Annotated in this window: 24 protein-coding genes; 18 read left to right on the top strand and 6 right to left on the bottom strand. The window is 25.1% G+C overall.

Features of this window, described 5'->3' with window-relative positions; translation table 11 throughout:
* The first annotated feature begins 1 nt into the window (after position 1).
* The 18 genes from CRU91_RS00365 (at position 2) to CRU91_RS00280 (ending at position 16841) form a co-directional block, all read left to right on the top strand.
* Entirely contained in the window at positions 2 to 799 is a 798-nt protein-coding gene (locus CRU91_RS00365; RefSeq protein WP_113892270.1) for a phytanoyl-CoA dioxygenase family protein, read from the top strand.
* 4 nt (positions 800 to 803) lie between these two features.
* Positions 804 to 1985 carry an ATP-grasp domain-containing protein gene (locus CRU91_RS00360; protein ID WP_222718358.1) on the top strand — a complete coding sequence of 394 codons (1182 nt, stop codon included), beginning with the start codon at positions 804 to 806 and terminating at the stop codon, positions 1983 to 1985.
* The gene (locus CRU91_RS00355; protein ID WP_113892265.1) at positions 1978 to 2721 is read left to right on the top strand and encodes an amidohydrolase family protein; all 744 of its coding nucleotides are present in this window, start codon (positions 1978 to 1980) and stop codon (positions 2719 to 2721) included. The genes CRU91_RS00360 and CRU91_RS00355 overlap by 8 nt, the downstream gene beginning before the upstream one ends.
* On the top strand, positions 2722 to 3414 hold the full coding sequence (locus CRU91_RS00350) for a class I SAM-dependent methyltransferase (RefSeq protein ID WP_113892263.1): 693 nt from the start codon (positions 2722 to 2724) through the stop codon (positions 3412 to 3414). It begins immediately after the preceding gene.
* A complete protein-coding gene (locus tag CRU91_RS00345; RefSeq protein WP_113892261.1) occupies positions 3386 to 4027 on the top strand; it encodes an RraA family protein in 642 nt (213 codons plus the stop codon). Before CRU91_RS00350 ends, CRU91_RS00345 begins: the two co-directional genes overlap by 29 nt.
* Before the next feature lie 2 nt (positions 4028 to 4029).
* Positions 4030 to 5166: a dTDP-4-amino-4,6-dideoxygalactose transaminase gene (rffA, locus tag CRU91_RS00340; protein WP_113892259.1), complete on the top strand. Its 1137-nt coding sequence runs from the start codon at positions 4030 to 4032 to the stop codon at positions 5164 to 5166.
* On the top strand, positions 5167 to 5862 hold the full coding sequence (locus CRU91_RS00335) for a nucleoside/nucleotide kinase family protein (RefSeq protein WP_113892257.1): 696 nt from the start codon (positions 5167 to 5169) through the stop codon (positions 5860 to 5862).
* Entirely contained in the window at positions 5846 to 6418 is a 573-nt protein-coding gene (locus CRU91_RS00330; RefSeq protein ID WP_113892255.1) for a hypothetical protein, read from the top strand. Before CRU91_RS00335 ends, CRU91_RS00330 begins: the two co-directional genes overlap by 17 nt.
* A 373-nt stretch (positions 6419 to 6791) precedes the next feature.
* The gene (locus CRU91_RS00325; protein ID WP_222718357.1) at positions 6792 to 7595 is read left to right on the top strand and encodes a glycosyltransferase family 2 protein; all 804 of its coding nucleotides are present in this window, start codon (positions 6792 to 6794) and stop codon (positions 7593 to 7595) included.
* A 24-nt stretch (positions 7596 to 7619) separates the two neighbouring features.
* A complete protein-coding gene (locus tag CRU91_RS00320) occupies positions 7620 to 8465 on the top strand; it encodes a hypothetical protein (protein ID WP_113892251.1) in 846 nt (281 codons plus the stop codon).
* Between the two features lies 1 nt (position 8466).
* Positions 8467 to 8895 carry a cupin domain-containing protein gene (locus tag CRU91_RS00315; RefSeq protein WP_113892249.1) on the top strand — a complete coding sequence of 143 codons (429 nt, stop codon included), beginning with the start codon at positions 8467 to 8469 and terminating at the stop codon, positions 8893 to 8895.
* Complete coding sequence (locus CRU91_RS00310; RefSeq protein ID WP_222718356.1) at positions 8895 to 10016, top strand: DegT/DnrJ/EryC1/StrS family aminotransferase; 1122 nt, start codon at positions 8895 to 8897, stop codon at positions 10014 to 10016. Before CRU91_RS00315 ends, CRU91_RS00310 begins: the two co-directional genes overlap by 1 nt.
* Entirely contained in the window at positions 10013 to 10771 is a 759-nt protein-coding gene (locus tag CRU91_RS00305; RefSeq protein ID WP_113892245.1) for a class I SAM-dependent DNA methyltransferase, read from the top strand. Before CRU91_RS00310 ends, CRU91_RS00305 begins: the two co-directional genes overlap by 4 nt.
* A complete protein-coding gene (locus CRU91_RS00300; RefSeq protein WP_113892243.1) occupies positions 10753 to 12195 on the top strand; it encodes a glycosyltransferase family 4 protein in 1443 nt (480 codons plus the stop codon). The genes CRU91_RS00305 and CRU91_RS00300 overlap by 19 nt, the downstream gene beginning before the upstream one ends.
* Before the next feature lie 3 nt (positions 12196 to 12198).
* Entirely contained in the window at positions 12199 to 13572 is a 1374-nt protein-coding gene (locus CRU91_RS00295; protein WP_113892241.1) for a mannose-1-phosphate guanylyltransferase/mannose-6-phosphate isomerase, read from the top strand.
* Positions 13573 to 14718 (top strand): GDP-mannose 4,6-dehydratase, encoded by a 1146-nt coding sequence (gene gmd, locus CRU91_RS00290; RefSeq protein WP_113892240.1) that lies wholly within the window; start codon positions 13573 to 13575, stop codon positions 14716 to 14718.
* Between the two features lie 7 nt (positions 14719 to 14725).
* On the top strand, positions 14726 to 15775 hold the full coding sequence (locus CRU91_RS00285; RefSeq protein WP_113892238.1) for a GDP-L-fucose synthase family protein: 1050 nt from the start codon (positions 14726 to 14728) through the stop codon (positions 15773 to 15775).
* Complete coding sequence (locus CRU91_RS00280; RefSeq protein ID WP_113892236.1) at positions 15750 to 16841, top strand: glycosyltransferase family 2 protein; 1092 nt, start codon at positions 15750 to 15752, stop codon at positions 16839 to 16841. Before CRU91_RS00285 ends, CRU91_RS00280 begins: the two co-directional genes overlap by 26 nt.
* Before the next feature lie 4 nt (positions 16842 to 16845).
* Here CRU91_RS00280 and CRU91_RS00275 read toward each other — a convergent pair whose 3' ends face one another.
* From CRU91_RS00275 to CRU91_RS00250, 6 genes are read right to left on the bottom strand one after another with little or no spacing between them, the layout of a single operon-like run.
* Complete coding sequence (locus CRU91_RS00275; RefSeq protein ID WP_113892234.1) at positions 16846 to 19146, bottom strand: hypothetical protein; 2301 nt, start codon at positions 19144 to 19146, stop codon at positions 16846 to 16848.
* A 2-nt stretch (positions 19147 to 19148) separates the two neighbouring features.
* Positions 19149 to 20513 (bottom strand): 2-C-methyl-D-erythritol 4-phosphate cytidylyltransferase, encoded by a 1365-nt coding sequence (gene ispD, locus CRU91_RS00270; protein WP_113892232.1) that lies wholly within the window; start codon positions 20511 to 20513, stop codon positions 19149 to 19151.
* A complete protein-coding gene (locus CRU91_RS00265) occupies positions 20510 to 21889 on the bottom strand; it encodes a CDP-glycerol glycerophosphotransferase family protein (RefSeq protein WP_113892230.1) in 1380 nt (459 codons plus the stop codon). Before CRU91_RS00265 ends, ispD begins: the two co-directional genes overlap by 4 nt.
* Before the next feature lie 3 nt (positions 21890 to 21892).
* The gene (locus CRU91_RS00260; protein ID WP_113892227.1) at positions 21893 to 23230 is read right to left on the bottom strand and encodes an ANL family adenylate-forming protein; all 1338 of its coding nucleotides are present in this window, start codon (positions 23228 to 23230) and stop codon (positions 21893 to 21895) included.
* Positions 23231 to 23932 (bottom strand): SDR family NAD(P)-dependent oxidoreductase, encoded by a 702-nt coding sequence (locus CRU91_RS00255; protein WP_113892225.1) that lies wholly within the window; start codon positions 23930 to 23932, stop codon positions 23231 to 23233.
* Complete coding sequence (locus tag CRU91_RS00250; RefSeq protein WP_113892223.1) at positions 23929 to 24222, bottom strand: hypothetical protein; 294 nt, start codon at positions 24220 to 24222, stop codon at positions 23929 to 23931. Before CRU91_RS00250 ends, CRU91_RS00255 begins: the two co-directional genes overlap by 4 nt.
* Between the last annotated feature and the right edge of the window lie 7 nt (positions 24223 to 24229).

Raw genomic sequence — 24229 nt, 5'->3', positions numbered from 1 at the left:
TATGAATATCAAAAAAGCCATAGAAGAAATGAATATTTATGGTGTTACATTACTTGGCAAATTTTTAACAGATGATGAAATATCTAAATACAAAAGTGATTTAGAGAGAAAAAAACAGGAAGATATAGAAAAATTTGGCAAAGAACATTTATTAAAATTTGATTATGAAGTTATTAGAGATTTGGGAAGATTTGGTGGTAAATATTATGAATTATTAGAAAATAAAGTTTTAAACACTTATATAAATTCTATATTGAATGATAAGGCAGTAGTTCATTCATATAATGCTATTATAAATCATGAAATTCATTCTGATATGATAGGATATCAGTTTCATAGAGATCAACCATTTTTTAAAGATACAAGAACAAGTGTAATAGTAATGATACCATTAGTTGATTATTCAAATATAAATGGATCTACAGAATATGTGCCTTCTACACATTTATTTGAGAAAATGCCATCTGAAGAGTTTATGCAAGCTCATTATGTATCAACTTATGGAAAAGCTGGTGAAGCATTTGTTGTGGATGCATCATTATGGCATAGAGCTGGTATAAATAAAACTAATATTTCAAGACCCATGATTGTTATAAAGTACACATTAGCACCATTTAAGCAACAAATAGATTTTATAAATAGTTCAGGAGACATGTTAAATATGGCTTCAGAATTAGTTAAGCAACGATTAGGTTGGGATGTAAGAATTTGTCAAAATTATTTAGAATTTAGAGAGCCTGGGAATATAAGAAAATTTAAAAGTGGGCAGTATGATATGACAAATGTTTATATTAGGTAAATTAATGAAAAAGATCTTAATTATAGGTGGAGGTAAATGGCAAGTCCCTGTAATTCAAAAAACAAAATATTTAGGACATTATTCGATTTGTTCAAATCTTTATAAAGATTCTATTGGTTTTGAATATGCTGATAAATCATATGTTGAAAATGTATTAGATAGAGAAAAAAATTTGCAAATAGCAATAGATGAAAAAATTGATGCTGTAATTACTGATCAAAGTGATATAGCTGTTAATACAGTGGCTTATATATCAGAAAAACTTGATTTAAATGGTGTAGGAATGGATGTAGCTAATCTTTATACAAATAAATCTAGAATGAGAAAAGAATTAATTATTGCAAATCTTTTTCATCCAAAATATAAAAAATGTAAAACAATTGATGAAGCTATAAGTTTTTTTGTAACATTAGACTCAGATGCTATTATTAAGCCATTATCAAATCAGTCGAGTCGAGGTGTTTATAAAATAACTTCTATCAATGAATTAAAAGAAAGATTTAATTATACAATGGAATATTCTGTAGATAATACTATACTAGTGGAAGAATTTATCGGTGGATTTGAACTTACCGTTGAAGGTTTTAAAACAAATAAAAAACATTATACATTAGCTATTTCAAAAAAAGAACATTATAAAAATCTTCCTAATGTTGCAAAGTCATTAATTTATCAAACTAAGTTTGAAGAATTTAATCAAAAAGAAATTGAAAAAATTAATAATAAATTATTTGAAAAGTTAGCTTTTGGAATTACACATGTTGAATATAAATATTGGAATAATAAGTTTTATCTGATAGAGGCTGCAATTAGAGGTGGTGGAACTAAAATATCTTCACATATCATCCCAACTGTTTCAGGCGTTGATGTTAATGAATTACTTATTAAATCAGCTTTAGGTGAGACTAATTTAAGTGTTGATTTAAATAAAAATAAAAATTGTGCTGTTCTTAGGTTTTTTGATTTTGAAATTGGTAAAGTAAAAAAAATTAATGGAATAGATTTTTTAAAAGATAATCCTAATATTATAGATTTTGATTTTGAATTTCAAGTTGGAGATATAATAAACTCTCCAAATGATGATAGAAGCCGTATTGGGTACTTTATAGCCTATCATAAAAAAGAAAAAGATTTACAAAAATTAATAAAAGAAGTTGATGAAAAGGTATATTTAGAATATGAGTAAAATTTTTGATTCACATATCCATTTTAATATGAAAGTAAGTGATATTATAAATGATTTTAAAGAAGTAGTTAGTAAGTTAGAGGGATTTATACTTATTTTAAATACAAATAAAGAAAAACAGTTATTTTTAAAATTTTTTTTGAATGATTTTAGTGAAAATTATCCATTGTCTGCCATTGCTTTAAATTATAAATTATTTGATTCTGAAATTACTGATTTACTGGTTTCAAAAAATATAAAATTAGGTATTAAGCTTCATCCAAGATTGTCAAATATTACAGTTAATAATTTTAAAAATATATACAATAAGATGCAAAGTTTAAAATTTTCATTTATTATAATTGATTGTTTTTATTATGGTTCAAATTTAGTAAATCATATTAATTTAGAGTTATCAATATATATTGCAAAAAAGTTTAGTAATATAAAAGTATTATTAGCTCATGGTGGAGGACATAAAGTATTAGAATATATGCTTTATACAAGAGATTTAAAGAATATTTATTATGATTTTTCTTTTTCTTTAGCATATTTAAAAGACTCCTCTATTTGGGTTGATTTCATTAAATTTTTTAAATTTAATGAAAATAGAATTTTGTTTGGTTCTGATTACCCAGAATTTAGAATTAAATATATGAAATCTTGCTATGATGAAGTTATAAAAAAAGCATTAAATAAAAATGATTCTGAATTAATTCAAAAATTAAATTATAAAAAGTTTTTGGAGATTAAATAAATGTTAAATATGCCAGAAACTGACAAAAAAATTGTAGTAGATAGATATTCTAAAAGATATAAAGAATTTGGATATTCACCAAAAGCTTTAGGTTGGGATAAAGGGAAACAAGACTTAAGATACCATATTCTATTTGAAGAGTTTAATTTAGAGAATAAATCAATTTTGGATATTGGATGTGGTTTTGGAGATGCAAATAAATTAATTAGCCAAAAAACAAAGGATTATAAATATTTAGGAATAGATATTGTAGAAGATTTAATAAATGAGGCTAAAAAAATTTACAAAAATGAAAATAATATAAATTTCATTTTAGATGATTTTTTAAAAGTATCACTGAATAAACCATTTGATATTATCGTTGCATCTGGTGTTTTTAATTTTAAACTTTTAGATTATAACAACTACCAATTTATTGAAGCTTTTATGAAGAAAGCCTTTGAACTTTCAAAAGATGGAATTGCTTTTGATTTTTTATCAAATAAAGTAGATTTTCAATATGAACACACATTTCATAGTGACCCATTAAGAATTTTGGATATGGCATATAAGTTAAGTAAAAATGTTATACTAAAAAATAATTATATGCCATTTGAGTTTTCTGTTTTTATTTTCAAAGACCAAAGTTTTGAAAAAGAAGATACTATTTTTACAAGGTTTAAGAATGAAAAGAAATATTATAGATTTCATTAAAAGAAATAGAGTTTCTACTACTGAAATTTCAGATTGTTTAGAAAAATCTGGTGCTATATTAAATACAAATTCAGTTAATAAAGGACATTTTGCAGTAGGTAATCTTTTCTATGTGCATGCTTGTAATGGTACAAATTGGGATGTTCATGAACAAATACAAAATATACAAGATAATGATATTGTCTTTATAGATATAATTGATAATGAAGATAAAGCAGTTTTTGGAGATTTAGTTTCAAAATATTTATTATTATATAAGCAAGCTGGTGCAATAGTAACAAATGGCTTATTAAGAGATGCTCCTCGACTCATCAAAGAAAACTGGAAAATATGGTGTAAAGGTTTCTGTCCCGTGGGTTATTCAAATGAAAATATACAAAAAAACAAGTACCAACTAAAGCAAATACAATTAAGAAAAAACTTTTATGATAATGCCATTGCTGTTTGTGATGATACAGGAGTTGTAGTAATACCAAAAGAGTTTCATAATAAAGAATTTTTAGAAAAAATTAAATATATTGAAGAACAAGAAGACATTTGGTTTGAATGTATAGACAGAAAAAAATATTCTACTTTTGAAACAGTTTGTTTAAAAAAATATTTAAAGGAATAACTTTGTTAATATCATTTAATAAACCACCATTTACAGGTAACGAAGAAAAATATATTTTAGAGTCTATAAAAAGTAGTAAAATCTCAGGAGAGGGAGAATTTACTTTAAAATGTCACAAATGGTTTGAAGAAAAACTACAATGTAAAAAAGCTTTTCTTACTCCATCTTGTACACATGCACTTGAGATGGCTGCAATCTTACTAGATATAAAAGAAGGTGATGAAGTAATTATACCTTCATATACTTTTGTATCTACTGCAAATGCTTTTGTACTAAGAGGTGCAAAAATAGTTTTTGTAGATATAAGACCTGATACTATGAATATAGATGAGGCAAAAATAGAAGAAGCAATTACTTCTAAAACAAAAGTTATAGTTCCAGTTCATTATGCAGGAGTTGCTTGTGCGATGGATACTATTATGGATATAGCAAAAAAATATAATCTTTTTGTAGTTGAAGATGCAGCTCAAGGTATGATGAGTAGCTATAAAGGAAAAGCTTTAGGTACTATTGGACATCTTGGGGCTTTTAGTTTTCATGAAACAAAAAATTATACAAGTGCAGGAGAGGGTGGACTTTTAATAATAAATGACAAAAATTTTATACAAAGAGCTGAAATCATAAGAGAAAAAGGGACAAATAGAAGCCAATTTTTTAGGGGAATGGTCGATAAATACTCTTGGGTAGATTTGGGTAGTAGCTATCTTATGAATGATGTAAGTGCAGCATATCTTTGGGGAAATTTAGAAAAAGCCAATGAGATAAATCAAAATAGATTAAATAGTTGGCAAAAGTATTATGATGGGCTAAAAGAGCTTGAAAATAGAGGTTTTATAGAACTTCCAAAAATCCCAGATGGATGTGTACAAAATGCCCATATGTTTTACATAAAAGTAAAAGATTTGGAAGAGAGGTCAGTTTTATTAGAATATTTGAAAGGAAATGATATTTATGCAGTATTTCATTATGTACCACTTCATAGTGCTGAAGCTGGATTAAAATTTAGTAGATTTAGTGGAAAAGATATTTATACAACTAAGGAGAGTGAAAGATTGATTAGATTGCCTATGTATTATGGATTAGAAAATAAAGATATAAAACATATAGTCGATGTTATTTATAAATTTTTTGGAGCTTGAATGCATATTGAATTAATCGGACCAGAAGCAGCAGGAAAAACAACATTTGCAAAAGATTTAGCTCAAAAATTTCCACATTTATTTTTGACACAAAATGATGCATGGGAATTAGCAAAAGAAAGAAACTCCTCCATGACAAATCTTGAATATTATTATCCACTAATTAGAGAGAAAATAGCTTATTGGGGTGATTTCTTACAAAACAATACACTTGAAACAAAAAGAGCCATTGGAAATATATCTTGGTATGATAGACTTACACTGGAACATGCTGTTATTACAAAAAATATAGATGACTATATTGTAATATGGGATGAGGGGATAATTCACAATGGACACCCTGAAAATTTACCGCACAATATGGTTTTTAGTCAAAATCTTAATGATTATTTTAAAAACCTAAAGTTTAAATTATTAATTTATTTTGATGTATCTCAAGAAGATAATTTAAGATACAGAAGAGAGAGGAGAAACTCAGGATATATGACAAGTAAAGATCAATTAATTTCAGACGATGAATTACCTTTAGATATAGAACGGCAAAGATGGCATGTAAGAAGCAAATTTCATATCTTAAATAAATATTTACCTACCATTGTGATTAAAAATCCATATTCTGAAGAAAGAGAAATCGTTTTTAAAAGAATTTATGAAATATGTAAAAATTTAAAGGAAAAAAATGATACAACAAAATAATAAAATTCAGTTTTTAACAAAAGAACAGTTTTTTCAAACTGCTAAAGAAATAGGTGGAAAGCACTGGCAACATCTTAATGGTAGATGGTATTATCATCATCAAGCAATAGAGGTATTAAAATCTTTAGATATTTACCATCCAGAAGATATACTTGAAATGGGAACTGTCGGTATGCAATTGGTTAAAAATAGTCACACAATTGATTTTAGTGAAGGGTGGAACTTTACAGGCAAAAATCCTACTTATAATCATAATGCCAAGATAATTCCATGGCCAATTGAAGATAAAAGATATGATGTTTTTATCGCACTTAGAGTTTTTCAACATCTTCAACCAAAACAAAAAGAAGCATTCTTGGAAGCAAAAAGAATTGCTAAACATATAATTCTTTGTATTCCTATTGAATCAAATGATAAAATATCTTTTACGAAGCCAATTGGTATAAAATTAAGTCAACTAATCGAATGGAATGAGGGAGTTAAGCCAAATAAAATTATTGAAACAAAAGATTGGGGTAATATTTATTATTGGGATTTTTCAGATACCACACAATAAGACAAAAAATAATGAAAGATTTACGATGTTGTTTTCAAATGAAAGCTAGTTCTTTATGGTAGCAATTAAATGGGAATATAAAGAATCTGAGAAGTAGTTATAAATGAAAGGCATAATATTAGCAGGAGAGCGGGACAGTATCTTTATGATTTAGTGAAAGAAGACAATGTTTAGTAAAAATAATATGAAAACTATAGTCTTGTAAATTTAGATTTACTTACTTATGCAGGAATTTTAAAAAATCTTTTTAATAGTAATTTAAGAATTATTATTTCAGTTTTAAATGAAACCATTTTTGATGAATTAATTTCTATTGGAATAGAGTATTAAAGATTAATATCATTAAATATTTTAGATGACTAAGGAGCAGAATTTGAATGATTTATTTATTAGTATCGTTATCCCAATGTATAATAGATCAAAAACTATTATATATTGTTTAGATTCAGTTTGTACACAAACTTTTAAAAATATTGAAATTATAGTTGTAGATGATTTTTCAACTGATAATTCTGTAGATTTAGTATCTTCCTATCAAGATAATCGAATAAAACTCATAAAACTAGAAAAAAATAGTGGTGCACAAATAGCACGAAATAGAGGAATTATTGAAGCGAAAGGAAATTGGATAGCTTTTAATGATTCTGATGATATTTGGGAAAAAGATAAACTAGAAATACAAATTAAAGAGCTAGAAAGAATTAATTTTGATAAAAATACTGTTGTACATTCAAATTGTATATGTTTAGATTTAATTAATAATAAAACTTGGGAGTGGAAAGTACCTATAACAAATGATAGCTGCTATAGATTACTTTTAGAAAGACCTGCTCCTCTATTTCCAACACTTCTTATATCAAAAGAAGCTTTACTAGAAATTGGATTATTAGATGAAAATGTTCCATCTTATCAAGAGTGGGATACTTCTATAAGTCTTGCTAAGAAGTGTAAATTTATACATATAGAAAAACCTTTATTTACTTATGTACTTCATCAAGGAGAAACTATATCAAAAAATCATAAAAGAGATATTGAAGGGTATTTATATATTATAAATAAATTTAAAAATGATTTACAAAAATATAATCTTTATGAAAAACACATAAATTTATTAGCAAAAAGAGCCACTTCATTTTCACTATTTAAAGAAGCGGAAAATATTTTAAAAATGTTATAATACAAGCTTTTAAGGAGAAAAATTATGACAAATGATGAAAAAGTATTATTTGGTAAAATTTTGGTAAATCAAATATTAAGTAAAGGGTTATCTTCATTAAAAGATGTTGAATTTAAAATATTTTCACAATTTGGAGATGATGGGATAATACAATGGCTTATAAATAATATAGAAATAGATAATGAATTTTTTGTTGAATTTGGAGTGGAAAATTATAAAGAAGCAAATACAAAATTTCTTATGTTTAATAATAACTGGAGTGGTTTTGTTATGGATGGTTCAAGTGATAATATAAAAAATCTTAAAAAACAAGATTATTTTTGGAAATATAATCTAAACGCAAAAGATGTGTTTATAACAAAAGACAATATAAATTCTTTATTATTAGAACAAAATATAAACCCCAATATTGGATTGCTTCATATCGATTTAGATGGAAATGACTACTATATTTTTGATGAAATTAATTGTCTAAATCCAAATATACTTATTTTAGAATACAATAGCTTATTTGGTATTGATAAAGAGATTTCAGTACCTTATAGAGAAGATTTTAATAGAACAAAAGCTCATTACAGTAATTTATATTTTGGGGCTTCTCTTAAATCTTTGCACTCTTTAGCATATAAAAAAGGATTTATTTTTATAGGTTGTAATAAAGCTGGGAATAATGCATATTTTATAAGAAAAGATAAAATGAATTCAAAAATTAAAGAAGTATCATTAAAAGATGGATATATTTTATCAAAATTTAGAGAATCAAGAGATATGAATGGTAATTTAAATTTCTTGAATAAATCACAAGCCTATGAAGAGATAAAAGGATTTACTGTTTATAATACAGATACAAAGAAAATAGAAAAGCTTTAAGATGATACAAAATATAACCCACAATGAAAAGCTATTATCAGTAATCATAAGAGCAAACTATGAAAAAGATGGTATAGAGTTTTTTACTCCAGATGATTTTTCACAACAACTAGCATATATGAAACGACCAAAAAATTATATTATTCCACCTCATATACATAATGCAGTACAAAGAGAAGTTCATTTTACTCAAGAAGTCCTATATATAAAAAGTGGTAAAGTACGAGTAGATTTTTATGATGATGATAGAAACTATCTTCAAAGTACACTTTTAGAAAAAGGTGATGTAATATTACTTGCTTATGGTGGACATGGATTTGAAATGATAGAAGAGAGTGAAATGATAGAAGTAAAACAAGGACCTTATGCTGGAGAAATGGATAAAGTCCGATTTGAACCAATAAATAAAGAAAAATTGGAGATTAAATAATGAGCTTTATACCAGTAAATGAACCATTGCTTGATGGAAATGAAAAAAAATATCTTAATGAGTGTATAGATACTGGTTGGATAAGTAGCGAAGGACCTTTTATAAAAAAATTTGAAGAAGAAATGGCAAATTATGTTGGGCGAAAATATGGAGTTGCTTGTACAAATGGAAGTGCAGCTTTAGATATTGCCATAAGAGCCTTGAATTTACAAAAAGGTGATGAAGTTATAGCTCCCTCTTTTACTATTATATCAAGTGTTCAATCTTTGGTTACAAATGATTTGACACCTATTTTACTTGATTGCGATTTTTCAACTTTTAACATAAATCCAAGTGATATAGAAGCCAAAATTACACCAAAAACGAAAGCAATTATGGTTGTACATCTATATGGGCTAACGGTTGATATGGATATAGTAATTGAGATTGCAAAGAAATATAACTTAAAAATCATAGAAGATTCAGCTCAAATGCATGGACAAGAGTATAAAGGTAAAAAATGTGGTAGTTTTGGAGATGTAAGTATTTTTAGTTTTTATCCTAATAAGCAAATTACTACTGGAGAGGGTGGAATGGTACTTATGGATGATAAAATCATATATGAAAAATCAAAATCTTTAAGAAATTTATGTTTTTCACTAGATCCAAATAAAAGGTTCATTCATGAATCAATAGGCTGGAACTATCGTATGACAAACTTACAAGCAGCTTTAGGTGTAGCCCAACTTGAAAAAATAGATGAAATAATAGAGAAAAAAAGATATATTGGAAACTTGTATAATAAACTACTCAAAGATATAGATAGTATAAATCTTCCTATATCACAAACACAATATTGTGAAAATATATATTGGGTATATGCAATTACCCTAAAAGATAGTGTAAAAAAATCAGTAAAAGAAATTATGCAAGAATTGAGTAAAAAGGGAATTGGAACTAGACCATTTTTTTATCCTATGCATAAACAACCAGTTTTTAATAATATGGGATTGTTTGTAAATGAACATTTACCAAATAGTGAAAAATTATATGAAATAGGTTTTTATATTCCTAGTGGCTTAGCTCTTACAAAAGAACAAATAGAAGAAGTAGCTAAAACTTTAAGAGAGGTTTTACAATGAACCAATTTGGAAATTTATACTCACAATATTATGATTTATTTTATAGCGATAAAGATTATAGTGCAGAAGTTGATTATATAAATAGTTTGATACAGGCTAATGATAAAAATGTAAACACATTGCTTGATATGGGTTGTGGTACTGGAAAACATGCTGAATTATTTTGTAATAAAGGTTATATTGTTCATGGAATAGATTTAAGTGAAGATATGCTTAAAATTGCAGAAAATAGAAGAATTGGAAAAGAGAATAAATTGAGTTTTTCTCATTCAAATATTCAAATATTGAATCTTGATAAAAAATTTGATGCTGTTGTTTCACTGTTTCATGTAATGAGTTACCAAAACTCAAATAATGAATTATTTAAAGCTTTTGAAGTAGCTAAAAAACATTTAAAAGATGGTGGAATTTTTATATTTGATTTTTGGTATGGACCAGCTGTCCTTACAGATTTACCAACAAATAAGATAAAAAGATTAGAAAATGGTAATATAAAAGTTACACGACTGGCTGAACCAATTTTGAATGCTCAAAAAAACATAGTAGATGTAAATTATGATATTTTTATAGAAAATAAAGAAACAAAAGAAGTTATTGAAAAAAAAGAGTTACATAAAATGAGATATTTTTTTGATACAGAGTTAGAGTTTATTTGTGAAAGTATTGGATTTAAGATTTTAAATAAATATGAATGGCTAAGTTATAAAAAACCTGATTTTAGTAGTTGGAATGTAGTATGGATAATAAAAAATTAAATATAGGAATTTTTGTGAATTCTGCACAAAGAGTTGGTGGTGGTTTTCAGTATGAATTAAGAATTTGCCAATTACTACAAGAAATGAAAAATAAATATAATTTTATTTTTTTTACATTAAATAATAGTGTTATAGATGATTTTAATAAAAATAACGTAAATGTAAAATTGTTATCTGAAAAAAGTTTAGAATATGTTTTGATTCATAATTATAAAATAGACTTAGCATATTTTTTATATCCAGCTCATTTTTCTTTTATAAATTTACACTATATTCTAACTATTTGGGATTTGTGTCATAGAGATTTTAATGAATTTCCAGAAGTAAGAAATAACTATGAATTTGATAAGAGAGAACTTTTTTATAGTGGGGTAGGAGTAAAAAAAGCCATTGCTATTATTTCAGATTCAAAATATGGTAAAAAGAATATCACTAAAAGATATAGTGTAGATAAAAATAGAGTACATGTTTTAAAATTTTTACCAAGAGTAGATACAAAATATGTATATATAGATATAAATAAAAAGTATAATCTTGATAAACCATATATATATTATCCTGCACAATTTTGGTCTCATAAAAACCATATTTATATTTTAAAAGCTTTAACTATATTAAAAGAAAAATTTAATATAGAAATTTTTGCATTATTTAGTGGTGCAGATTATGGAAATTTATCATATATTTTAGAACAAGCTAAAAATATGAATATTGATAAGCAAATAAAATATTTAGGATTTGTAGAAGATAATGAAATACCAAATCTATATAAACAATCCTTAGCCTTAGTAATGCCTACATATTTTGGTCCTACAAATATACCTCCTCTTGAAGCTTTTAATTATAGAATTCCTGTTTGTTATTCTGATTTAAAAGGACTTAGAAAGCAAGTTAAAAATGCAGCTTTTTTATTGGATTTGAAAAATCCAAATTCATTAGTAAAATCTTTACTAAATATTTTAAATAATCCAAATAAAGTTGAAAATAAAATTAAAGCTGGACAAAAGATACTACAAAAATGGACATCTAATGATTTTAAAAATAGATTAGAAAAGATTTTTGATGATTTTAAAATTATAAGACAATGTTGGGATAGTATTGAAATCCCAAAATCTAAAACTTTTAATGATATTCCAAAAGATTTTATCTCACTAATAAATAATATTGTTGAATTTCTTAACTCAAATAATAAATATATTATATATGGTAATGGAACTATTGGTAAAACTATACAAGTTTTAATACCAGATAAAATAGTAGGTTTTGTAGATATGTCTGATCAAAAGAATCATCCTAAAAATCTTGTAAATATGCAATACGATAAAATTATAATTAGCGTTTTAGGTAGAGAAGAAGCTATTATAAAATATTTGACTGAAGATTTAGGTATTAAAAAAGATAAAATCATTACTTTGGATATATAATAAATGACAAATATCATATTGTGTGGAGGAAATGGAACAAGATTATGGCCAATAAGTCGTACACTTATGCCGAAACAGTTTGTAAAACTTTTTTCAAAGAAATCACTTTTCCAATTAACAGTTGAAAGAAACTCTAAACTTTGTAACTCTCAGCTTGTAGTTTCAAATGCTGAACAATATTTCTTAGCTTTAGATCAACTTGAAGAATTAAATAAAAAAAACAATAAATATCTTCTTGAGTCAATAGCTAAAAATACTGCTCCAGCAATAGCACTTGCATGTTTATCACTTGATGAAAATGAAATAGTTTTAGTAACACCAAGTGATCATTTAATAAAAAATGAAGATGAATATAAAAAAGTTATTGAAAAGGCAAAAGAATTTGCATATGAAGATAAACTTGTAACTTTTGGGATAACTCCAACCTTTGCCGAAACAGGATTTGGATACATAGAATCTGTAAATAATTTTGATGTAAAAGCCTTTCATGAAAAACCAAACTTACAAACAGCCACTTCATATTTAAAAGCTGAAAACTATTATTGGAATAGTGGAATGTTTTGCTTTAAAGCAGGAGTATTTTTGAGTGAATTAAAAAAATATTCACCTGAGATTTATAATCAATCAATTGAAGCTTTTAATAATGCTTCTAAAAGTGAGATTATTAGAATAAAATATGAAGATATGGCAAGTATTCCAGAGAATAGTATAGATTATGCTGTTATGGAAAAATCAAATATAGTAAAAGTAATCCCTTCAAATATTGCTTGGAGCGATGTTGGAAGTTTTGATTCACTTTTTGAAGAACTAGAAAAAGATGAAAATTTTAATACTGTAAATTTTAATCATATTTCAATAGATTCAAAAAATAATCTAATTTATGGTAAAGATAGAAAAATAGCAACTATTGATATAGAAAATTTAATAGTTGTCGATAGTGGTGATGCTTTATTGATTTCTAAAAAAGGAAGTTCACAAAAAGTAAAAAAGGTGGTTGAAAAACTCAAAGAAACAAATTCACAACTTCATAATATTCATTTAACAGGTAATCGTCCTTGGGGAACATACACAGTTTTAGAAGAATCAAATGGATATAAAATAAAAAGAATTGAAGTAAAACCAAAAAAACGATTATCTTTACAAAAACACAAATTTAGAAATGAACATTGGGTTGTTATAAGTGGAGTTGCAACAGTTGAAGTGGATAATAAAAAGTTTTTATTAAATGAAAATGAAAGTACCTATATAAAAGCCGGACAAATTCACAGACTCTCTAATAACACTAATAAACCTTTAGTTATAATAGAAATTCAAGTAGGAAGTTATACTGGTGAAGATGATATTATACGATATGAAGATGATTTTAAAAGAGAATAGATGAAAAATAAAAAAGTAGCACTAATAACAGGAATAACGGGTCAAGATGGAAGTTATCTTGCAGAATTTCTTTTAAAAAAAGGATATTTAGTTCATGGGATAAAAAGAAGAAGCTCTTTGTTTAATACAGATAGAATAGACCATTTATATCAAGATATTCATGAAAAAGATGTAAAGTTGCATCTTCATTATGGTGATATGACAGATAGTATGAATTTAACTAGAATTATTCAAGAGACTCAACCTGATGAGATATATAATCTTGCGGCTATGAGCCATGTTCATGTATCTTTTGAAACACCTGAATATGTAGCAAATGCTGATGGAACTGGAACTTTAAGAATACTTGAAGCCATAAAGCTTTTAGGATTGACTAACAAAACAAAAATTTATCAAGCTTCAACTTCTGAACTTTATGGAAAAGTACAAGAAACTCCTCAAAAAGAAACAACACCTTTTTATCCAAGAAGCCCTTATGCTGTTGCTAAAATGTATGCTTATTGGATAACGGTAAATTATAGAGAAGCTTATGGGATGTTTGCTTGTAATGGAATACTTTTTAATCATGAATCACCAGTTCGAGGTGAAACATTTGTAACTAGAAAAATAACAAGAGCTGCAAGTAAGATAGCACTTGGGCTTCAAGATAAATTATATCTTGGAAATCTTGATGCAAAAAGAGATTGGGGTCATGCAAAAGATTATGTAAGAATGATGTGGATGATTCTTCAAGCAGATGAACCAGAAGATTGGGTAATAGCAACTGGGCAAACAACAACAGTTAGAGATTTTGTAAAGTTCTCATTTGCATATGCTGGAATAAATCTTAGATTTGATGGTGTAGGTGTAGATGAAGTTGGAATTATAGATTCTTTAGATTTAGAAAAAGCAAAAGAGTCGAATATTGATATTTCTCATTTAAACTTAAATCAAACTCTTGTTTGTGTAGATCCAAAATACTTTAGACCAACAGAAGTTGATTTACTTTTAGGAGATCCAAGTAAAGCAGAAAAAAAACTAGGATGGAATAGAGAATTTAATTTACAAGACTTAGTAAATGATATGATGAAAAATGATTTAAAACTTATGACAAAAGATGTTTACTTAAAAGATGGTGGATATAAAATTATGAGTTATTTTGAGTAAAAAATAGATGAATAAAAATAGCAAAATATATGTAGCAGGACATATAGGACTTGTTGGAAGTGCAATAGTAAAAAATCTTCAATCAAAAGGTTATAAAAATTTAATCACAAGAACCCATCAAGAGTTAGATTTAATAGATCAAAAAGATGTAGAAAAGTTTTTTGAAAAAGAGAAACCTGAATATGTAATACTTGCTGCTGCGAAAGTTGGTGGAATTGTTGCAAATAACACTTATAGAGCAGATTTTATTTATGAAAACTTACAAATTCAAAATAATATCATTCACCAAAGTTATATACATAAAGTAGAAAAACTTTTGTTTCTTGGTTCAACTTGTATATACCCTAAAAATGCACCACAACCTATGAGTGAAGATTATTTACTTACAAGTGAACTTGAATATACGAATGAACCATATGCTATTGCTAAAATAGCAGGAATTAAAATGTGTGAATCGTATAATTTACAATATGGTACAAATTTTATATCTGTAATGCCAACAAACCTTTATGGACCAAATGACAATTTTGATTTAGAAACTTCTCATGTATTACCTGCTTTAGTTCGAAAAATACATTTGGCAAAATTTTTAGATGAAAATAAAATAGATGAAATAATCAAAGATTTAAATGTCAATTCTTTTGAAGAGGCAAATATGTACTTGTCTAAATTTGGTATTTCAAAAGAAAAAGTTGAAATATGGGGAAGTGGAAATCCAAAACGAGAGTTTCTTTATAGTGAAGATATGGCTGATGCTTGTGTATTCTTACTAGAAAATAGAGATTTTCAAAATACTTATAAAAAAGACTCAAAAGAGATAAGAAATACACATATAAATATAGGAACAGGTAAAGATATATCAATCAAAGAGTTGGCATATCTTATAAAGGATATTATAGGTTTTAAAGGTAAATTGTATTTTAATACTCAAAAACCTGATGGAACAATATTAAAACGAACCGATGTAAGTAAATTAAATACTTTAGGATGGAAATACAAAATTAAATTACAAGATGGAATCAAAATAATTTATGAGTGGTACAATAATGAAAAATAATCTTCCAAAAATAACAGTTGTAACAGTAACATACAATGCAGAACAATATTTAGAACAAACTATTAAAAGTGTGATAGCGCAAGATTATCCGAATATAGAGTATATAGTTATCGATGGCGCAAGTAGCGATAAAACAGTTGATATAATTAAACAATATGAGAAATATATAACTTATTGGATAAGTGAAGCTGATAGTGGAATTTATGATGCTATGAACAAAGGAATTGATATAGCAACTGGAGAGTGGATAAATTTTATGAATGCAGGAGATTTATTCTCTACAAATATGATTTTAAAGGATATCTTTTATAAAAATTATAACTCAAGTGTCTTATATTCAGATACCTATATAATAAATAAAAATCTTGACATAATTTCTGAATATAAAGCAGAAAATTTAGAAAATTTTTTTATTTCAAAAATGCCATTTACACACCAAAGTTCATTTACTAAACTAGATGTAATATCAAATTTTCCATTTCGTAGAGATTATAAGTTAGCTTCAGATTTTGACCTATTCTTTAAATTATATATTAAAAAATATAAGTTTGAATATTTACCAAATGTAAAAATTGCAAAATTTTTAGTAGGAGGAATTCATACTTTTAATATGATTAAATATACTTCGGAAGCTTTAAATTCATTAATTATGGAATATCCAGATACTCAATTTTTAATCAAAAATTCATCTATTATTAAATCTTTTGAAGAATATAATAATAAAAGTCTAAACGTATTTCCAACGATTCTAAGTTCAGTGCTTTTAAATATAGAAAAAACTATGAATAAATACAATAAAGTAGCTTTATATGGTTATGGTTCATTAGGAAAACTTTTATATTCTCACTATTCTAATAAAATAACTTGTATTATAGATAAATCTTTTGTAGATAAATATAGTCCTTTACCAATAATTACATTAGATAAAATTAATAAGTATGAATTTGATACTATCTTAATAAGCTTGATTAATAGAGAAAAAGGTATTATTGAAGAACTAATAAAAAATGGTATTCCAAAAGACAAAATAAGTATAATAAATCAAAGTTTTTATACCGTTTTATAATCAATTAAATGGAAAATATTTCAATTCTTTTATTATTCTCTTTTGCAAAATACTCTATATTTTCTTTTATATTCTTAGTAAAAACTCCACTAGCAATAATTAAATTTGATTGATTTATATTTTCAAAAGCCTTTTCTAAAGTGATTACTTTATAGTTTAATACTTCAAACTCTTGTAATTGTGCTTTGGAATCTATTAAAGATATAATCTTGATATTTCTATCTTGTAAAAAAGGTAATAACTCTTTAAACAAATCACCAGCTCCATAAACCATAAACTCTTTTTCATTACTTCTATCTATTTTTTCTAAAAGTTGCAAAATAACTTGCAGATTTGAAGAATTTTTATTTGGTTCTTTATAAATATTTATTAAAAAATCTGGCTTTATTGTAGCAATAACTGCTTCAATCCAAGGAAAAGCATGTCTATATTTTGCTCTATTTCTTATATATTCAAAATAAATTTTTTCAATCATAAAGTTGTTTACATAATCAATTTTATTTTTATCAACTATTTTATATATATTATTTGTTCCATTTCCTTCATCATATTCAAAATTTCCAAAGAAATTTACTTCGTATTTTGTAGGAAGATTTATAACTCTAGCTAAAAGTTTTACTAAAAAATCTCTACTGTAATGATTTTTCTTAATTTTATATATTTTTACTGTCTCAAAAAAGGTATCAATTCCATTTAAAAAAGCCTCTTTCATCTTATATATAGTATTTTTATTACAATTAGAAAGTAAAGCATTTGGAATAATATTATTGTCTATTTTTGAGTAGTTTAATGTTGTACTTAAATCTAAATTTAATAATATCTCAAATACTTCTGGGCTTCTTGAAATTGTTTCTATATATTTTAAAGTCTCTTGATTATATGGTAAAAATGATAAAGTTTGATTTTTTGACTGAATTTCATAACCTCTCTCATTTATACAAAATAAAGCATTTATTTTAGGAATTTGTTTTTTTGGTAAAATATCTTTAATTCGATTTAAAATAGTTCCACCTGAACCAAAATCTATAAAAATACTTTTTTTACTAATCTCTAAACTTGTAAAATATTCTTTTATAAGTGCTTTTTGTTCTATGTTTTTTTCTGAAATATCACTTTTCCTAAAAACTAAATCTTCTCTTATCTTTTCATATAAAGTAATATTATCTATATTAATCAAACTTGCTTTTGATAATAGTTCATTTTTATATGGTAGGATTTTTTTATTTTTTATTTTTATTTCTAAACTCTTATATAAATCATTTATTGTAAAAGCTCTTTGTGTTCCCAATAAAATCGAACTCATATTATCTAAATCTATCACTATTGGAAATGTTGAATTTCTTGAAGCATAAACTAAATTCGTTTTTGTATTTGGAAATAATTTTTTAAAATATTTATCAAATAAAAAACCCTCTCTTAGAATAAAATTATATTGTTCAATCTTATATTTTTTAGATAAATCATTTAACCAATGTGAAAATTCAAATAAAATAGGTCCAAAAATAGAAGCACCAAAATTAAAATAAAAATTTTCAAACTCATCTTCATAAGGATTTCTTAAAATTGCTAATTTTCTAACATTATTCCCTTGTTTTATATCCTTATTTATATAAGCTTTTTCATACTCAAATGCCATTTCTTGGATATTTGAAAATCCATAATATAAAGTATTTATATTTAAATCTTTTGGTATTAAATTATCAGATATTTTATTATCTCCAATATGAAATAACTCATTTGGTTTTATATTTTCCTCTTCTAAAACTTTTAAAAATAAGTTACCTTTTGCTTTTGTTAGTTTATATTCACTTGAAACATATATTTTTGATACTTTGTCTATATTTTTTAGCTTATTTAAACAAACATATTTAAGTTCATTTTGGTTTAGGTACATATCTGATATTAATATAACTTTTTTACCTTTTTCTATTGAATAATCTATATATTTTTCTAAATCATAATTAACAACTAAAAAATCTTTTTCGATATCTAACTCGATTTGTTTTATTTTCTCTTTAGCTTTTTTAGGAATAGATAGTTCTTTATATATCAAGTTTAATGTTACATCTTGAAGGTGTTTATTTGTAAGTCTTGCATTTTTCTCTGCATACATTCTATATTTTTTAAAACCACTAGGAGTATCAAAATACTTTTTTACATAAGTATTTTCACCAACAATCTCAAATATATTTTCAGGTAATAAACACTTTCTAAAAAAAAGAGTATCGAATATATCAAATGATACAATTTTTATTTCATCATTATTTAAAATATCTAAAAACTTTTTTTCTAAAATACTCGTCATTATTAAATTCCTTGCTTTACATCAATAACTAAACCACTAAAATCTTTTATCAAAGTTTGAAGTGTATTTTCTGCTACAATTTTTGAGCTAAGTAAAGTTTTATTATCTTCTTTACCAAAATTTTTTTCTCTCATTGGTGTTGCTGTTCTTGCTGGACAAATCACATTCACATTTATACTATTTTTTTGCCACTCACTAGCAAGTGATTGTGTTAAATTTACGATTGCAGCTTTTGTAGAGCTATATAAACTATAACTAGATCTTCCTCTTGTATATGAACTTGAAGTAAACAAAATTAAAGAGCCTTTAGATTTTTTCAAATATTTAAAAGAAGTTTTTGCAATATTTATTGCTCCAAAAAAATTTATATTTATCTCTTTACTTATATCTTCAAACCTCATATCTACTAACTCTTTCTTAGTTAGAGTTGCCGCACAATTTATAACACTATCAATTTTTCCATATCTTTCAAAAACTTTTTTTAAAGCTTTTTTCACATCTTTTTTTGAAGTTATATCAATACCATTTATTCTACTAAAAGATATTGCTTTTGCTTTATGAGCATTTGCAATTTTTACTATCTCTTTTCCTATGCCACTACTTCCACCAAAAACAACTATAACTTTATTTTTTAAAGTAGAAAAAGAGTTTTCTTTCGATAATGAAATAGAATTAAACTGAATTAATTTTTCTGCAAAAAGTAAATCTTCTTTATATGTAATTTTTATATTTTTTTCTTCACCATTTACTACAAATATTTTTTCATTTGGTAAGTACTGTTTCACTAAACCACAATCATCTGTAAACATTGGTTCATTTATATCTTCAATAGCTAATTCATGAGCTTTTTTTATAATTTCTAGTTTAAAGGCTTGCGGTGTTTGTCCTCTTTGAAGTTTACTTCTTTGAGGTATATTCTCTATAGTTTTTGAAATTTCATCTATTTGTATAATTGTATCTGCAGTTGGTATAGCAACATCTATTGCGTTATATTTTTTCAAAGCTTCAATTGTATCATTTATTATTCTTTGAGAAACAAAAGGTCGAACTGCATCATGGAAAATAAGATTTATATCTTTTTGATTTTCATACTCTTTTATAGCATTATAACTTGAATCTTTTCTCTCAACTCCACCTTGAATAACTTTTTTTACTTTTATAAAATTATTATTTTTTGAGATTTCAAGTAATTTTTCATGATAAATTGTATCTGTAACGATACATATTTCGTCTATTTTATCATTTTGTTCAAATGCAGCAATAGTATATTCAATAATATTTTTACCAGCTAAATTTATAAACTGTTTTGGTACATCACTTCCAAATCTACTTCCACTTCCTGCACTTAGAATTATTGCAATATTCATATATTTTTCTCCAATAATTTATCTATAATATTTTTAGAACATATATCTTGAGCAATTTCATCAAAAAATAGATTTTTTATCTTTTTTCTTTGCTTAAAATATATATCTTCTTGTAAAAAACTATTTTCTAATTCATCTTGATTCTTTACTTTTATTCCTGAAGAATATTCATTATAATCAAAAAGAAGATTTGTATTCTTTATATAATCTTCTATATCATATATATAAAATATTATAGGTTTATTTAGTAGTAAAAAATCATATACTATTGATGAATAATCACTTACTAAAATATCTACATATTTTAAAAGTGGATATATATCACCGTTAGCATTATGAAAAATTATATTACTAAATAATTTGTTATATGTATGTTTATAAAATTCTAAAACAAAAGGGTGTAATTTAATTATAAATAGAGAGTTTATTTCTTGTAATTTCTTATTTAACCTATCTAAATCTAAAGCAATTTCTGTGTTATTTTCTCTATGAGTTGGCATATATAAAATTATTTTATTATAGTTATTATTTTTAACTATTTCATAAACTTGTTTATCACAGAACATTAAATCTAAACTATCATCCTCTTTAAAAAAAATATCATTTCTAGGATAACCTAAGTTCAAAAATTCTTTTGCATTAAATATATTTTTAAAGTTTGTTTCATTTGTCCAGTTAGAAGTTGATATGAAATAGTCATAAGTAATGTTATTCATTTTAGACATTTTTTTTAAACCCACACCATGCCACAATTGAACTGTACTTTGTGAATTGTGTAAATTTGGTAAATATGTATAATTTCCTTGGTCAAAAATTATAAATTTAGAGATAGCTATTTCATAATCAGCTTCTTTTGTATTTAATAAATGATATGGAAGGTTATTCTGTTTTAGCTCTTTTACTTGTTCATTATTATCTGTTAACAATATTGTATCTATATTATTTCTAATACAATAAAGATATAAAGCTTTATTGTTTGCACTTATAAAGCTTTTTGAAATAAATACAAATTTATTCCTTTTACACTCTATATCTTTTGGAATATAAAAAAAATCTCGTTGAGTGATATTGAAAGTTTTATTAAATTTATACTTCCCATTATTTATAGAGAGCTGAATTATTTTATCTTTATTAATAGTTTTAGAATATTCTTGAAAAATTGCATTAAAATGATTTGGGCTTAGAATAAAAATATAATCAAATTCTATATTAGCTAATTCTTCAATCTTTATAATATTAGTGTCCTCTTTATTTTTATCAATAAAGCCTTTAATATTTACATTTTTAACCTCTAAATAATTTTTTAAAGCTAAAGTCATTGGAGAGTGAGGAGCTAAATATATTACTTTATTGTCAAAAGATTTTAAAGAAATCATTTTTTAACCTTTCCTTCTGATTTTTTTAAATCGTTCAGAAAAATTTGTTTTTTCAACAATATTTACTTTTGTAGGAATCTTAAAAGCATCAAGTTTATCTTTACAAAAAAGTCTTATAATTTTTTTTATATTTTCAACATCTTTATTTAAAACTACATCACAAACAACTGTTTGCCCAGTTATAGCATTTTTTTCGCCATAAACCATACAATCATCTATTTCATCAAGACTTAAAATAATACTTTCAACTTCACTTGGTAATACTTTTTGTCCACCTACATTTATTACTTCTTTACTTCTTCCAATAATTTTTAAAAATCCATCTTCAAGAACTTCTACTAAATCACCTGTTTTAAACCAACCATCACTCGTAAAACTATCCATTGAAGCATTTAAATATCCTAAAACTTGAGTTTGGCTTCTTAGCCAAAGCTCATTTTCAACTATCTTGTATTCACAATTTATATCTTCAAGCTTCATAAATAAAGAATCAGATGATTTTGAACTAGTTGTGCTAATTCCTGTTTCACTTGTTCCAAAAGTTTGCAAAAATTTTACTTTTGGAAAGATATTTTTTAGTCTTAAAAGTAGTGATTCTGGCATTGTTTCTGTGCCATATGTTATCATTCTTAAACTACTTAAATCATATTTTTCATGTTCACCAGAAATTAAAATCAGATTTAAAAATGTTGGACTACTTGGAAGTACCATTATTTTATATTTTTCTATTAAAGAACATATATTTTTTGCATCTTTTTGTTTAGGTATGATTAGAGTTGCACCCATAAATAAAGAATTAAAAATTGTATTTAGTCCACCAATATGATCAAACATCAAAAAAACCAACATATTCATAGATTTTTCTTTTTTATCTTTATATGAGTTTAAGAGATTATCAAGATTGTGAATCATAGCTTTTGGTTTGCCAGTGCTTCCACTAGAAAACAGAACTAAACCAGAATTATTATTAGTTGTTAGTTTTTCTATCATATTATGAGAATGATTTTGTTCCAAATTCTGTATTAATAATTCATCATTTCTTACTTTTATTGTAATTTTGCAAAAAGATTCTTGTATAAACTCATCTTGAATTTTTTGTATGTTAGTAGTAATAGGAACAATAATATTTTTATTTTCGTATAAAGCAAAAAAAAGTGCCAAATTATAAAAAGAGTAATCCCCTAAAATTGCAACTACTTTTGAAGATATTTTGTTTTCAGTTAAAATTTTTTTATAAGTTTCTATTTGAAGAATATACTCTTCATAGGTATATGAAATATCTTCAAATATTAGTGCTTTCTTTTGGTTAAAACTTTTAAATCTTTCTATTACAAAACTCATTTAGTTATTTACTCCACCAAGATAAATTATCTGACCTGTTATAAAGTTGCTTTTATCATCACAAAAAAAATCACATACATTTATGATATCTTCAAATGTACCAAATCTTTTGATAGTTTGTTTATTTAAGAGTTCATCAATTTTATTTTTAGGAATAGCTTTGATTAAATCAGTTTGAATTGGTGTTGGGCCAATAGCATTTACAGTAATATTAAAAGGAGCTAACTCTTTTGAAGCAGTTTGAGTAAAAGTTTCAATAGCAGCTTTACTTGAAGCATAAACAGCTTCTCCTTCAAGTCTAAGTGGCTTTGCAACTGTTGTAAAATTTATAATTCTTCCATTCTTTTGTTTCATCATAACTTTTGAAACTTCTCTTGTAAATAAAAAAGTTCCTATAAAATTTGTATTAAAAAGTTTTGAAATAGTATCAATTGAAGTTGTCAAAATGTGATTCATTGATGCAATCCCAGCATTGTTGATAAGTATATCAATCTTTTGAAACTCTTTTTTTATATTTTTTATCATATTTACAACAGCTATTTCATTGTTTATTTCTAAAGAAAAATGTCTATAATTTTTATGATTTATAGAACTTTCACTTCTACTACAACCTATTACAATATTGTCTTTTTTCAAATAATAGTTTGCTATAGCTTTTCCAATACCTTTTGAAGTCCCAGTTATAAGTATAATTTTACTCATTGATTTTCCAGTAAATCTTTAATGTATAAAGTTAAAGTTTCAATGTTTCTAAAAGGAGATGTTTTTGCACTCATTGCTTTTTCATCTGCTAAAATTATATTTTTTTCAAATTTATCAGAAATCTTATCTTCTAAATCAGTGATAAAACTCACAAGTGCTAAAGAATCTAATGCTCCAGTTCCACCATATAATTTTGTTTTAGAAGTCGGATTTATAAATAATTCATTTTCTAACTCTTCATTTAATTCTTTTAGGGTTTCAATTATTATTTGTTCAATCTGCTTTTGCATAGTTCTT

Origin of the sequence: Aliarcobacter vitoriensis (assembly GCF_003316695.1) — a bacterium.
In the GTDB taxonomy this organism is placed as follows: Bacteria; Campylobacterota; Campylobacteria; order Campylobacterales; family Arcobacteraceae; genus Aliarcobacter; species Aliarcobacter vitoriensis.
The sequence above is the reverse complement of the archived record's forward strand: the minus strand, read 5'-3'. Positions and strand labels throughout refer to the sequence as shown.